This is a genomic window from Pseudomonas putida, assembly GCF_002741075.1.
GTDB classification, from domain to species: Bacteria; Pseudomonadota; Gammaproteobacteria; order Pseudomonadales; family Pseudomonadaceae; genus Aquipseudomonas; species Aquipseudomonas putida_T.
Genome location: NZ_CP016634.1, coordinates 882,597 through 895,658 on the forward strand (window position 1 = coordinate 882,597; position 13,062 = coordinate 895,658).

Sequence of the window (13,062 nt, forward strand, 5' to 3'; positions counted from 1 at the left end):
CAAGCGTCGTTGCAGGCTTTGACTTCGCCGTGCACCGTTCGCTCATTTTTTTTGAACCCCAGGCAGCGCCCGCGGCTCTGAACCCTTACCGCCACTGCAAAAGGGAGCATGGTTCGATGTCCGGAAATGAGCCGTTCGACAGCGTGCCCATGGCCAACGATCACCCGGATCAGGCCCTGAGCCTATCCCAGGCGCTGCTGGCGCCGCGTATCGTGGTCGAAGACACGCAACCGGTGCTGGATGCTGGCACTTTCGCCACCAAGGCGGTACGTGGCCAGCGCGTGGCGGTGAGCAGCAAGGTCTACAGCGATGGCCATGACCGTCTGGCGGTGGTCCTGCACTGGCGCCAGTCCCACAGCCGGCGCTGGCATACCGTGCCCATGCACTCACCTGGCAACGACCTGTGGCTCGCCGAGTTCACGCCGCTCGAACTGGGCCTGCACCTGTTCAGCATCGAGGCCTGGATCGACCCCTTCGCCACCTACTGCCACGACCTTGAGAAGAAGTACCACGCCGGTGTCGACATCACGCTCGAACTGGAGGAGGGCCGATTGCTGCTGGGCAAGGGGATCGAGCGCAGCAGTGGCCCGCTGCACGAGCAGCTCGAACAGCTCCAGCAACGCCTGCCGTCACTGACAGCCGATGACCAGGTGGCGCTGTTGCTGCACCCCGGCACCGCTGCGCTGATGGTCGACGCCGAGCACCGCAGCTACCTGACCCGCAGTGCCGAGTTCCCCGTGGATGTGGACCGCGAGCAGGCCCTGTTCGCCAGTTGGTACGAACTCTTTCCGCGTTCGATCACCGACAGCGCCGAGCGCCATGGCACCTTCAACGACGTGCACCAGCGTCTGCCGATGATCCGTGACATGGGTTTCGACGTGCTGTACTTCCCGCCCATCCACCCCATTGGCGCCAAGCACCGCAAGGGCCGTAACAATGCCTTGCAGGCCGAGCCGGGTGATCCAGGCAGCCCCTATGCCATCGGCAGCCCCGAAGGCGGCCACGATGCCATCCACCCGCAGTTGGGCAGCCGCGAGGATTTTCGTCGCCTGGTGGCCGCTGCCGCCGAGCATGGCCTTGAGATCGCCCTGGACTTCGCCATCCAGTGTTCCCAGGACCACCCCTGGCTGAGCGAGCATCCCGGCTGGTTCAGCTGGCGCCCCGACGGCACCATCCGCTACGCCGAGAACCCGCCGAAAAAGTACCAGGACATCGTCAATGTAGACTTCTATGCCGCCGAGGCCGTGCCCTCCTTGTGGCTGGCTTTGCGTGACGTGGTGGTCGGCTGGGTCGAGGAGGGCGTGCGCACCTTCCGCGTCGACAACCCGCACACCAAGCCGCTGCCATTTTGGCAATGGCTGATCGCCAATGTGCGCAGCCGCTACCCGGATGTGATCTTCCTCGCCGAGGCCTTCACCCGTCCGGCGATGATGGCGCGCCTAGGCAAGGTCGGCTACGCCCAGAGCTACACCTACTTCACCTGGCGCAATACCAAGCAGGAGCTGCGCGAGTACTTCCAGCAGCTCAATCAGCCGCCCTGGTGCCACTGCTACCGGCCGAACTTCTTCGTCAACACGCCGGACATCAACCCCTATTTCCTGCAGACCTCCGGGCGCGCCGGTTTTCTGATCCGCGCCGCCCTGGCGACCATGGGGTCGGGGCTGTGGGGCATGTATTCGGGTTTCGAGTTGTGCGAAGGCACGCCGCTGCCGGGCAAGGAGGAATACCTGGATTCGGAGAAGTACGAAATCCGCCCACGGGACTTCACCCAGCCCGGCAACATCATCGCCGAGATCGCCCAGCTCAACCGCATCCGCCGGCAGAACCGCGCATTGCAGACCCACCTGGGCGTCGAGTTCTTCAACTGCTGGAACGACAACATCCTGTATTTCGCCAAGCGCACGCCCGAGCGCGACAACTACATCCTGGTGGCCATCAGCCTCGATCCCTACAACGCCCAGCAGGCGCACTTCGAACTGCCGCTGTGGGAGCTGGGCCTGGACGACAACGCCGACACCCTCGGCGAGGACCTGATGAACGGCCACCGCTGGACCTGGCACGGCAAGACCCAGTGGATGCGTATCGAGCCCTGGCATCTGCCGTTCGGCATCTGGCGAATCGAAAAAGCCCATTAGAAAGGCGTCCCCAGTGGGAGCGGGTTCACCCGCGAATGCGCCAGCAGGAGCACCACCTGTATTCGCAGGTAAACCCGTTCCCACAAGCGCCACCGGACAACACCGTTGCAAGCTGAATCCGAATTGAAAGGAGTCGCCCATGGCCAAGCGTTCCCGCCCACAAGCCTTCATCGACGACCCGCTGTGGTACAAGGACGCAGTGATCTACCAGCTGCACATCAAGTCCTTCTTCGACTCGAACAATGACGGCATCGGTGATTTCGCCGGGTTGATCGGCAAGCTCGACTACATCGCCGAGCTGGGCGTCAACACCCTCTGGCTGTTGCCGTTCTACCCCTCGCCACGGCGCGATGATGGCTACGACATCGCCGAGTACAAGGCCGTGCACAGCGACTACGGCACCCTCGCCGATGCCCGTCGCTTCATCGCCGAGGCCCACAAGCGCGGCCTGCGGGTGATCACGGAGCTGGTCATCAACCACACCAGCGACCAGCACCCTTGGTTCCAGCGTGCCCGCCATGCCAAGCGTGGCAGCAAGGCTCGGGACTTCTACGTCTGGTCGGACGACGACCAGAAGTACGATGGCACGCGGATCATCTTCCTGGACACCGAGAAGTCCAACTGGACCTGGGACCCGGTCGCCGGCCAGTACTTCTGGCACCGCTTCTATTCGCACCAGCCGGACTTGAACTTCGACAATCCGCAGGTGATGAAGGCCGTGATCGGCGTCATGCGCTTCTGGCTCGACCTGGGTGTCGACGGCCTGCGTCTGGATGCGATCCCTTACCTGATCGAGCGCGACGGCACCAACAACGAGAACCTCCCCGAGACCCATGACGTGCTCAAGGCGATCCGCGCGGAGATCGATGCCAACTACCCCGACCGCATGCTGCTGGCCGAGGCCAACCAGTGGCCCGAGGATACCCGGCCGTACTTTGGCGAAGGCGATGGCGATGAATGCCACATGGCGTTCCACTTCCCGCTGATGCCGCGCATGTACATGGCCCTGGCCATGGAGGACCGCTTCCCGATCACCGACATCCTGCGCCAGACCCCGGAAATCCCAGCCAACTGCCAATGGGCGATCTTCCTGCGCAACCACGATGAGCTCACCCTGGAAATGGTCACCGACCGTGAGCGCGACTATCTGTGGAACTACTACGCCGAAGACCGCCGTGCCCGCATCAACCTCGGCATCCGCCGGCGTCTGGCGCCGCTGTTGCAGCGTGATCGCCGGCGCATCGAGCTGCTCACCAGTCTGCTGCTGTCGATGCCCGGTACGCCGACCCTGTATTACGGCGATGAGCTGGGCATGGGCGACAACATCTACCTGGGCGACCGCGATGGAGTGCGCACGCCCATGCAGTGGTCGCCGGACCGCAACGGCGGGTTCTCCCGCGCCGACCCGCAGCGCCTGGTGTTGCCGCCGATCATGGACCCGCTCTACGGCTACCAGACCGTCAACGTCGAGGCCCAGTCCCACGACCCGCACTCGCTGCTCAATTGGAACCGCCGCCTGCTGGCCGTGCGCAAGCAGCAAAAGGCCTTTGGTCGCGGCACCCTGAAGATGCTCACCCCCAGCAATCGACGCATTCTCGCTTACTTGCGCGAGTACACCGATGCCGAGGGCAACAGCGAAATCGTCCTGTGCGTGGCCAACGTCTCGCGTGCCGCCCAGGCCGCCGAGCTGGAGCTGTCCGCTTACGCCGACAAGGTGCCGGTGGAGATGCTCGGCGGCAGCGCCTTCCCGCCCATCGGCCAGTTGCCGTTCCTGCTCACGTTGCCACCCTATGGCTTCTATTGGTTCTTGCTGGCCTCGCGGGATCGCATGCCCAGTTGGCATATCGAGCCAAGCGAAGGCCTACCGGAGTTGACGACCCTGGTGCTGCGTAAACGCATGGAAGAGCTGCTCGACGCACCGTCCAGCGACACCCTTGAAACCACCATCCTGCCCCAGTACCTGCCCAAGCGGCGCTGGTTCGCCGGCAAGCAAGGGCCGATCGACCAGGTGCGCCTGAGCTACGGCGTGCGCCTGGCCACGGCCACCACGCCTGTGCTGCTCAGTGAGCTGCAGGTTCACAGCGACGGCGCCGTGCAGCATTACCAGTTGCCGTTCGGCCTGCTGCCCGAGGAGCAAATCAACAGCGCCTTGCCCCAGCAACTGGCGCTCTCGCGGGTGCGCCGTGGCCGGCAGGTGGGGCTTATCACCGATGCCTTCGTGCTCGAGCCGTTCATCCGCGCCGTGCTCAGCAATTGCCAGTCTCGCACCCGTCTGCCGTGTGGTGTGGGTGAGCTGCATTTCGACTGCACCGAGCAACTGGCCAGCCTTGCACTCAATGAAGAAAGCGAAGTGCGTTATCTGAGCGCCGAGCAATCCAACAGCTCGGTGGTGGTGGGCGGCAGCCTGGTGCTCAAGCTGATCCGCCGGGTCAATCCAGGCATTCACCCAGAGCTTGAAATGAGCGCCTACCTCACCGCCGCCGGCTTTGCCAACATCTCTCCGTTGCTGGGCTGGGTCAGCCGGGTTGACGATCAAGGCACGCCGCACCTGTTGATGATTGCCCAGGGCTATCTGAACAACCAGGGCGACGCCTGGGACTGGACCCAGAACACGCTGGAGCGCGCCGTGCGCGACGAGATGGAGCCGGCCAGCGTCGAGCCCGAGGCGCACACCGACGCTTTGGTGGAGCTCACCGGCTTCGCCGCCTTGCTTGGCCAGCGCCTGGGCGAGATGCACCTGCTGCTGGCAGCACCCAGTGATGACGTGGCGTTCGTCCCACAGCCGAGCACTGCCGAGGACTGCGCCCGCTGGAGCACGCAGATCAGCGCGCAACTGGACCATGCCTTGGACCTGCTGACCCGGCACCGCGACAGCCTCGACCGCGACAGCCAGGCCTTGGTCGACGACCTGGCGCAACAACGTGACGGCCTGGCCCAGCACATCGACACCCTGGCCCATCAGGCCCAGGGCGGCCTGCTGATGCGTGTGCATGGCGACCTGCATCTGGGCCAGGTGCTGGTGGTGCAGGGCGATGCCTACCTGATCGATTTCGAAGGCGAGCCTGCGCGGCCGCTGCAGGAGCGCAGGGCCAAGCACAGCCCCTACAAGGATGTCAGCGGCGTGTTGCGCTCCTTCGACTATGCTGCTGCGATGATCTTGCGCAGCGCTTCGGCGGTAGACCTCTCCGACGTTGCTCGCCAGGCTCGGCAGCGAGTCGCCCGGCAGTACTTGCACCAGTCGCGTCATGCCTTCGTCGAAGCCTATGGCCTGGCCACCGCCGCCATGCCCCACGCCTGGGAGCAGGCCGAGGGCGAGCGCGCCGCACTGGAGCTGTTCTGCCTGGAAAAAGCCGCCTACGAAATCACTTACGAAGCCGAGAACCGACCAGGCTGGTTGGCTGTGCCTTTGCATGGGCTACATGGGCTGATCAGTACTTGGGGGGAGGGCTAAGCCTCTTTTGCAGGTGGTAGTCGTCCTCTGTGGGAGCGGTTTTTTATTTCAAACATCAACGGATAGGGGCAGTGAGATGAATGCAACCACGCGTGATAACGGCGGCCTTCGGCAACGGGACCTGGATGCCCTGGCCCGCGCCGAGCACGCCAATCCCTTTGCGGTGCTCGGCCCCCACGCCGATGGCGCAGGCGGGCTGTCCATCCGCGCCTTCCTGCCCAATGCCCTGAGCGTCCATGTGCTGGCGCGCCATGACGGACGTGTGCTGGCCGAAATGGTGCAGGGTAGCCTGCCCGGGCTGTTCACCGCGCACCTGGACGAAGCCCACCCCTACCTGCTGCGCATCGGCTGGGCCGGAGGAGAGCAGATCACCGAAGACCCCTACAGCTTCGGCCCTCAACTGGGTGAGATGGACCTTTACCTGTTCGCCGAAGGCAACCACCGGGATCTTTCAGGGCGTTTCGGCGCCCAGCCGATGCGCGCCGATGGCATCGAGGGGGTGTGCTTCTCGGTGTGGGCGCCCAATGCCCGGCGCGTGTCGGTGGTGGGCGACTTCAACAATTGGGACGGACGCCGCCACCCCATGCGCCTGCGCCATGACGCCGGCGTGTGGGAGCTGTTCGTGCCGCGCCTGGGCGTGGGCGAGGCCTACAAGTTCGAGGTGCTGGGCCATGACGGGGTGCTGCCGCTCAAGGCCGACCCCCTGGCCCGCGCCACCGAGTTGCCACCGAGTACAGCGTCCAAGGTGTCCGGCCCCCTCGCGTACGCCTGGCAGGACCATGACTGGATGCAGCAGCGCGCCGCGCGCCACGCCTACAGCGCGCCGCTGTCGATCTACGAGCTGCACGCCGGCTCCTGGCGCTGCGAGCTGGACGACGCTGGTGAGGTGTCGCGGTTCTACAACTGGCGCGAACTGGCCGAGCGCCTGGTGCCCTATGTCCAGGAACTGGGGTTCACCCACATCGAGCTGCTACCGATCATGGAGCACCCGTTCGGAGGCTCCTGGGGCTATCAGCCACTGTCGTTGTTCGCGCCGACCTCGCGCTACGGCAGTGCAGAAGACTTCGCTGCCTTCGTCGATGCCTGCCACCAAGGGGGCATCGGTGTGCTCCTGGACTGGGTGCCGGCGCATTTCCCCACCGATGAACACGGCCTGGCGCGTTTCGATGGCACCGCCCTGTACGAGTACGACAATCCGCTGGAAGGCTTCCACCAGGACTGGAACACGCTGATCTACAACCTGGGTCGCAATGAAGTGCGCGGTTTCATGATGGCCTCGGCATTGCACTGGCTCAAACACTTCCACATCGATGGCCTGCGGGTCGATGCCGTGGCCTCGATGCTCTATCGCGACTACTCGCGCAAGGCCGGCGAGTGGGTGCCCAATCGCCATGGCGGGCGCGAGAACCTCGAAGCCATCGATTTCATCCGCCATCTCAACGCGGTGGCGGCCGTCGAGGCACCAGGGGCCTTGATCATCGCCGAGGAGTCCACCGCCTGGCCTGGCGTCAGCCAGCCGGTGCAGCAGGGCGGGTTGGGCTTTGCCTACAAATGGAACATGGGCTGGATGCACGACACGCTGCACTACATCCAGAACGATCCAGTGCACCGCGCCTATCACCACAACGAGATGAGCTTCGGTCTGATCTATGCCTACTCCGAGCATTTCATCCTGCCGATTTCCCACGACGAAGTGGTGCATGGCAAGCATTCGCTGATCGACAAGATGCCGGGTGATCGTTGGCAGAAGTTCGCCAACCTGCGCGCCTACCTTACCTTCATGTGGACTCACCCCGGCAAGAAGCTGTTGTTCATGGGCTGCGAGTTCGGCCAGTGGCGCGAGTGGAACCACGATCACCAGCTGGACTGGTACCTGCTGCAGTACCCCGAGCACCAAGGCGTGCAGCGCCTGGTGAGCGACCTCAACCGCCTGTACCGCGAGCTGCCCTCGCTGCACGAACAGGACTGCCAGCCCCAGGGCTTCCAGTGGCTGATCGGTGATGATGCACACAACAGCGTGTATGCCTGGCTGCGCTGGAGCAGCGCCGGGGAGCCGCTGTTGGTGGTGGCCAACTTCACCCCGGTGCCGCGCGAGGGCTACCGCATCGGCGTGCCGTTCGGCGAGCGCTGGCAGGAACTGCTCAACAGCGATGCCGAGCTGTATGCCGGGTCGAACGTGGGCAACCTGGGGGTGGTGACCAGCGAGCAGGTGGCCAGCCATGGGCAGCCGTTGTCGCTGGCCCTGAACCTGCCGCCGTTGGGGGTTCTTGTGATGAAACCGGCCTGAAGCCTGGGGGCTAGCGTTTGAGGGCTTGGGGCTGCTTTGCAGCCCATCGCAGGCTTCGTCAGCTGCCACGAGGCCTGCGATCTGAGGCCTACCGTGCCACCCTTTTCGCAGGTAACCCCCCTCCCACAAGAGCACCGCCGTATCTGCGGGAGCGGGTTCACCCGCGAAGAAGGCCATGCGAATCCGGCCCCTTGCTCTGCGCCAACTGCTGGACCCTGGGGTTGCAAGGCACCCCCGGAGTCTCACCAGCGCATTCTCACGCCCAGGCTGCCGATCAGGCCATTGAGGTCATTGCCGTCCACATCGCTGCTGTAGTCGGCACTGACGAACAGCGCGACTTTCGGCGTCACTCGCGCCACCAATCCCAACCCCAGGTCTACGGTGGTCGAGTACCGTGAGCTGGAGATCTTGTCGACCTGGTCCAGCTTCACCGTGTCCGAGTCGGTGAAGTCGTACCACACGTTGGTGCGCACATAGGGCTCGATGGGCATCCCCCGAACGTTGTAGCGTCCCGACAATTTGGCACCGACCCGGCCGCTCCAACTCGGCTGGCTGTCGAATGCCTGCAAGGTTTCTTCCTGTGCCCGGTTGCCGGGGAAGAACTGCTGGTTGATCAATTGCGCCTGGGGCTCGATCACCCAGCCACCGCCCAGACCGATGGGATAGCCACCTTCTACCGAAAAGGTCATCGCATGGCCGCTGTCGTCCAGGCGCTGGCCGCTCTCCCCACGGCCATTGACGTCGATGCGGGTGCCCATGGCCACGGCATCGACGTGCCAGCCTTGTTCATGGGTCATGCTCCAGTACACCCCCAGGCTCTCGCCGCTGAGGTTGACGGCGTTTTTCTGCTTGTCGCCGAGCAGCCGGCGCATACCGTTGAAGCTGCTTTGCAGGTTGTTGTGACCCACGAAAATCCCCGCCCGATGCACGTTGCCATCGCTGGTTTCACGCACGAACAGGTCCGGGCCGATCGTCAATTGCTGGCTGGGCGCCTCCAGTTGCGCCGGCACCTGGGCGCCGGGTCTCGTGCCGCCAGGGAAGAACTGCGCCCACTGGCTGGCGACCAGATCCGGGGCCGCCTGGTCATGGCGCTCGCTCATGCGTTCGGAGAAGGCGTTGAGGGTACCCAGGCTCAAGCCGCTGGCGCTCACCGGGTCCAGGGAGAGCTGCGGCACGGCCGGCGGCTGCAGCAGGCCGGCGAACGGGGCCTGTTCCTGCAGTTCGAACGCAAAGGTTTCCACCGGGGTTGCCAGGAGCAGCGACGTGGAAACCGCACAGAAAATCGCGTCGAAGCGCCAAGGGTTCGAGGTTCTTTTCATGGCGGATCTCCTCTGTTGTGTTGTTGTGTGTTGGTACAGCCCAAGGACCTGGCCTGATGTCACGAGCTGTACGGCACAAAAACAGAGGGCGACCCAAACCAGCACGCCTAGGCTCGCAGGTACGCACAAAGGTGCGCGCTAGAGGCCCGGCGCGAATTTTTTTCGATGCGTTGTAGAGTTCAGCTAAGGAGACGTCGCCGCTTGCGTCAAGAAAGCGTGAAAGACTTGTCGGTGGATTGGTAAGGCTTGTAACGAATTGATTTTAATGAAAATCAAACTACTCATATCAAGGTTCGTTCTTTGCCGGCGGCGGGCTATGCCGAATCATTGCTAGAGACGCACTTCCACCGCCAGGGGCAGGTGATCGGACAGGTGCGTCCAGGGCTTGTGCCCCAGGATCTGCGGCGCGTGACTCTCGGCGTTGCGCAGGTAGATGCGGTCCAGGCGCAGCAGTGGCAGGCGGGCCGGATAGGTGCGGGCGAGCAGGCCGTGGTGGCGCTCGAACGCTTCGTGCAGGTCACGCTGATCGCCCAGGGTGCGGTTGCCGCGCAACTGCCAGTCGTTGAAGTCGCCCGCGATGATCACCGGGGCGTCGGCCGGCAGGCTGTCGAGCAATCGGCGCAACAGCTGCAGTTGCTGTTGTCGGTGGCTTTCAAGCAACGACAAGTGCACGCAGATGGCATGTACCTGGCGTTGTCCGGGCACGTCGAGAATGCAGTGCAACAGCCCCCGGCGCTCGGGGCCGGTGATGGATACGTCGAGATTGCGGTGTTCGAGAATCGGATACTTCGACAGCAGCGCATTGCCATGGTGGCCATCTGGGTAGACCGCGTTGCGACCATAGGCGAAGTCGCTCCACATGCTGTCGGCGAGGAATTCGTACTGGGATGTCTGTGGCCAGCCGGGGTAACGTGCGGCGTGGCGGTCATGGCTGCCGAGCACTTCCTGGAGAAAAACGATATCGGCCTGGGTACTGCGCACCGCCTCGCGCAACTCCGGCAGGATGAAGCGCCGGTTGAAGGCGGTGAAGCCTTTGTGGGTGTTGACCGTCAGCACCCGCAACCGGTGCACGGCCGGGGCTTGGCTGACGCTGGCGAAACCTGGACTGCCGGCTTCGGGGCTCACGGTCTCTCCTGCTCCGTTGGCTTGCCTGCTCTGCACAGCGTGGTACACCGGCTGTGCCTGTGGGCTTTGTCTTGCACTGGGCCGCAAGGCGGCCCCTGTGCGTCGGTTACAGTCTAGGACCGAACAGCCCGACGCGGGTTCACTCTTCCTCGCGTTGCAACGCCATCAGCAACAACGAGCGCCCCTTGACCTCGAACACGGTATCGAACGCCAGGTGCTGGGCCTTGCGCATCTGTGGCCGGTCGGTGTCGACCAGGCAACTCCAGTAGTCGCCTTCGGGCACCGAAGGGAGCTGGAAAGGTACCGTGTCGTGGTAGGCGTTGACGATCAGCAGCAAGGTCGCCTCGCCGCCGGGGCGGGCGATGCCGCTGACCTGGGCGCGGCCGTCCATGAGCATCCCCAGGCAGCGACCATGGGGGTCTTCCCATTGCTCTACGCTCATCTCGCTGCCGTCCGGTGCCAGCCAGGTGACATCCTTGACCCCGATCGCCTCGTTGTAATCGCCCACCAGGAACCGCGAACGGCGCAGCACCGGATAGGCCAGGCGAAGGCGGGTCAGGCGCTTGACGAAGGCCAACAGCTCGGCGCCTTCCTGGTCCAGGTCCCAATTGATCCAGCCGATCTCGCTGTCCTGGCAGTAGGCGTTGTTGTTGCCGTGCTGGGTGCGGCTGAACTCGTCGCCGGCGACGATCATCGGCGTGCCCTGGGCCAGCAGCAGGGTGGCGAAGAAGTTGCGCATCTGGCGCATGCGCAGGGCATTGACCTGAGGATCGTCCGTGGGGCCCTCGGCACCGCAGTTCCAGGACAGGTTGTTGTCAGTCCCGTCCTGGTTGTTCTCGTCATTGTCCTCGTTATGTTTGTCGTTGTACGACACCAGGTCGCGCAAAGTGAAACCATCGTGGGCGGTGACGAAGTTGACCGAGGCATAGGGCCGCCGGCCCCGGTTGTTGAACAGGTCGCCCGACGCGGTCATGCGTGAGGCGAAGTCCGCCAGTTGGCCTTCATCGCCTTTCCAGAACGCGCGCACGGTGTCGCGAAAACGGTCGTTCCACTCGGCCCAGCCCGGGGCGAAGTTGCCCACCTGGTAGCCGCCGGGGCCGCAGTCCCAGGGCTCGGCGATCAGCTTGACCTGACTGAGCAGCGGGTCCTGGCGGCAGGCCACCAGGAAACTGTGACGCTCGCTGTAGCCATCGTGGTAGCGGCCCAGAATGGTCGCAAGGTCGAAGCGAAAACCATCGACATGCATCTCGCCTGCCCAATAGCGCAGCGAGTCGGTGACCAGTTGCAGCACGCAGGGGTGGCTCAGGTCCAGGGTGTTGCCGGTGCCGGAGTCGTTGATGTAGTAGCGCTTGTCGTCAGGCATCAGCCGGTAGTAGGAGGCGTTGTCGATGCCGCGCATGGACAGCGTCGGCCCCAGCTCGTTGCCCTCAGCGGTGTGGTTGTAGACCACGTCCAGGATCAGCTCCAGGCCGGCATCGTGCAGGTGCGCGACCATTTCCTTGAATTCGGCGATCTTGCCGCTGGCCAGGTACTTGGGGTGAGGCGCGAAGAAAGCAATGCTGTTATAGCCCCAGTAGTTGTTCAGGCCCTTGTGCAGCAGGTGTTGGTCGTTGACGAAGGCGTGGATCGGCAGCAGCTCGATGGACGACACGCCCAGGTCCTTGATGTGCTTGAGCAGCTCGTCGTTGGCCAGGCCCGCGAAGGTGCCGCGCAGGGCTTGCGGCACGCCCGGGTGGCGCATGCTGATACCCCGGGTGTGGGCTTCGTAGAGAATGGTGCGCTCCCAGGGAATCTGCACCCGCTGGTCGCGGCCCCAGGTGAAGGCCGGATCGATGACTTTGCACTTGGGCACAAAGGGCGCGCTGTCGCGCTCATCGAAGGACAGGTCGCCATCGGGGTGGCCGATGGTGTAGCCGAACAGCGCCTCGGACCACTTCAGCCCGCCCACCAGTTGCTTGGCGTAAGGGTCGATCAGCAGCTTGTTGGGGTTGAAGCGGTGGCCATTCTCCGGCGCGTACGGGCCATGGACACGGTAGCCATAGACCAGCCCGGGATGCGCGTCGGGCAGGTAGCCGTGGTAGATCTCGTCGGTGTATTCGGGCAACTCGATGCGTTCGAGCTCATGCTCGCCGCTGGAGTCGAACAGGCACAGCTCGACCTTGGTGGCGTTGGCCGAGAACAGCGCGAAGTTGACGCCCAGGCCGTCCCAGGTGGCACCGAGAGGGAAGGGCATGCCCTCGCGGATGCGTGACGGGGCGACGGAGCGGGTTTTCTTCGGGGTGCGGGGGCTCATGGCTGTCCTCATTGGCCGGATGAAAGGGCGTACCGATGTTTCTGTGCTGGGTTTCTGTGCTGGCCCCTTGGCGAGTAAACCCGTCCCACCTGCTCCGCAACGCCGCTTGGGGGCGGTTTACCCGCGAAGGGGCCCGTCAGGGCTCAGCCAGCGGTCGGCTTCTTCGCGGTTCTTGGCTTCTTGGCCGCAGCCGGCTTGACCCCAGGCAAGGCGGCCACTTTCGGCTCGGCAGGGGCTTTGGGCTCAGCGGACGTCTTGGCGTCAGCCGCGGCCTTGGGCTTGGCGGCTGGCTTCTTGCGCGGTGTTACCTTGGGGGCCAGCGCCTCGGCTTCGGCCAGTTTGCGCGCCATCTCCCAGTGGCGTTCTTCCTGGCCTACGGGTTTTCCCTCCGATTCCCAGATCTGATAGGCGAATTCGCGAATACGTTTTTCATCGGCACTCATCATGACGCT

7 protein-coding genes are annotated in these 13,062 nt (G+C 64.1%); 3 read left to right on the top strand and 4 right to left on the bottom strand.

Going from position 1 to position 13,062, the window contains the following annotated elements:
• The first annotated feature begins 116 nt into the window (after positions 1-116).
• The 3 genes from IEC33019_RS04480 to glgB all read left to right on the top strand — a co-directional run bounded on the left by IEC33019_RS04480 (position 117) and on the right by glgB (position 7,873).
• The gene (locus tag IEC33019_RS04480) at positions 117-2,135 is read left to right on the top strand and encodes an alpha-1,4-glucan--maltose-1-phosphate maltosyltransferase (protein ID WP_070092706.1); all 2,019 of its coding nucleotides are present in this window, start codon (positions 117-119) and stop codon (positions 2,133-2,135) included.
• 139 nt (positions 2,136-2,274) lie between these two features.
• The gene (treS, locus tag IEC33019_RS04485; RefSeq protein ID WP_070092705.1) at positions 2,275-5,586 is read left to right on the top strand and encodes a maltose alpha-D-glucosyltransferase; all 3,312 of its coding nucleotides are present in this window, start codon (positions 2,275-2,277) and stop codon (positions 5,584-5,586) included.
• Between the two features lie 76 nt (positions 5,587-5,662).
• On the top strand, positions 5,663-7,873 hold the full coding sequence (gene glgB / locus IEC33019_RS04490; RefSeq protein ID WP_070092704.1) for a 1,4-alpha-glucan branching protein GlgB: 2,211 nt from the start codon (positions 5,663-5,665) through the stop codon (positions 7,871-7,873).
• A 242-nt stretch (positions 7,874-8,115) separates the two neighbouring features.
• Here the strand turns inward: glgB and IEC33019_RS04495 are convergent, their stop codons facing one another.
• From IEC33019_RS04495 to IEC33019_RS04510, 4 genes are all read right to left on the bottom strand, one after another.
• Positions 8,116-9,192 carry an autotransporter outer membrane beta-barrel domain-containing protein gene (locus tag IEC33019_RS04495; protein WP_070092703.1) on the bottom strand — a complete coding sequence of 359 codons (1,077 nt, stop codon included), beginning with the start codon at positions 9,190-9,192 and terminating at the stop codon, positions 8,116-8,118.
• A gap of 330 nt (positions 9,193-9,522) precedes the next feature.
• Entirely contained in the window at positions 9,523-10,317 is a 795-nt protein-coding gene (locus tag IEC33019_RS04500; protein ID WP_070092702.1) for an endonuclease/exonuclease/phosphatase family protein, read from the bottom strand.
• Between the two features lie 139 nt (positions 10,318-10,456).
• Positions 10,457-12,610, bottom strand: coding sequence for a glycogen debranching protein GlgX (glgX, locus tag IEC33019_RS04505; RefSeq protein ID WP_070092701.1), 2,154 nt, complete (start codon positions 12,608-12,610; stop codon positions 10,457-10,459).
• Between the two features lie 143 nt (positions 12,611-12,753).
• Positions 12,754-13,053 (bottom strand): DUF2934 domain-containing protein, encoded by a 300-nt coding sequence (locus IEC33019_RS04510; RefSeq protein ID WP_372340645.1) that lies wholly within the window; start codon positions 13,051-13,053, stop codon positions 12,754-12,756.
• Positions 13,054-13,062 lie beyond the last annotated feature (9 nt).

What these genes read in the sequence shown, in the direction of transcription:
- treS (WP_070092705.1), top strand. Translation starts at nt 2,275, where the DNA reads ATGGCCAAGCGTTCCCGCCCACAAGCCTTCATCGACGACCCGCTGTGG.
- IEC33019_RS04480 (WP_070092706.1), top strand. Translation starts at nt 117, where the DNA reads ATGTCCGGAAATGAGCCGTTCGACAGCGTGCCCATGGCCAACGATCAC.
- glgB (WP_070092704.1), top strand. Translation starts at nt 5,663, where the DNA reads ATGAATGCAACCACGCGTGATAACGGCGGCCTTCGGCAACGGGACCTG.
- glgX (WP_070092701.1), bottom strand. Translation starts at nt 12,610, where the DNA reads ATGAGCCCCCGCACCCCGAAGAAAACCCGCTCCGTCGCCCCGTCACGC.
- IEC33019_RS04495 (WP_070092703.1), bottom strand. Translation starts at nt 9,192, where the DNA reads ATGAAAAGAACCTCGAACCCTTGGCGCTTCGACGCGATTTTCTGTGCG.
- IEC33019_RS04510 (WP_372340645.1), bottom strand. Translation starts at nt 13,053, where the DNA reads ATGAGTGCCGATGAAAAACGTATTCGCGAATTCGCCTATCAGATCTGG.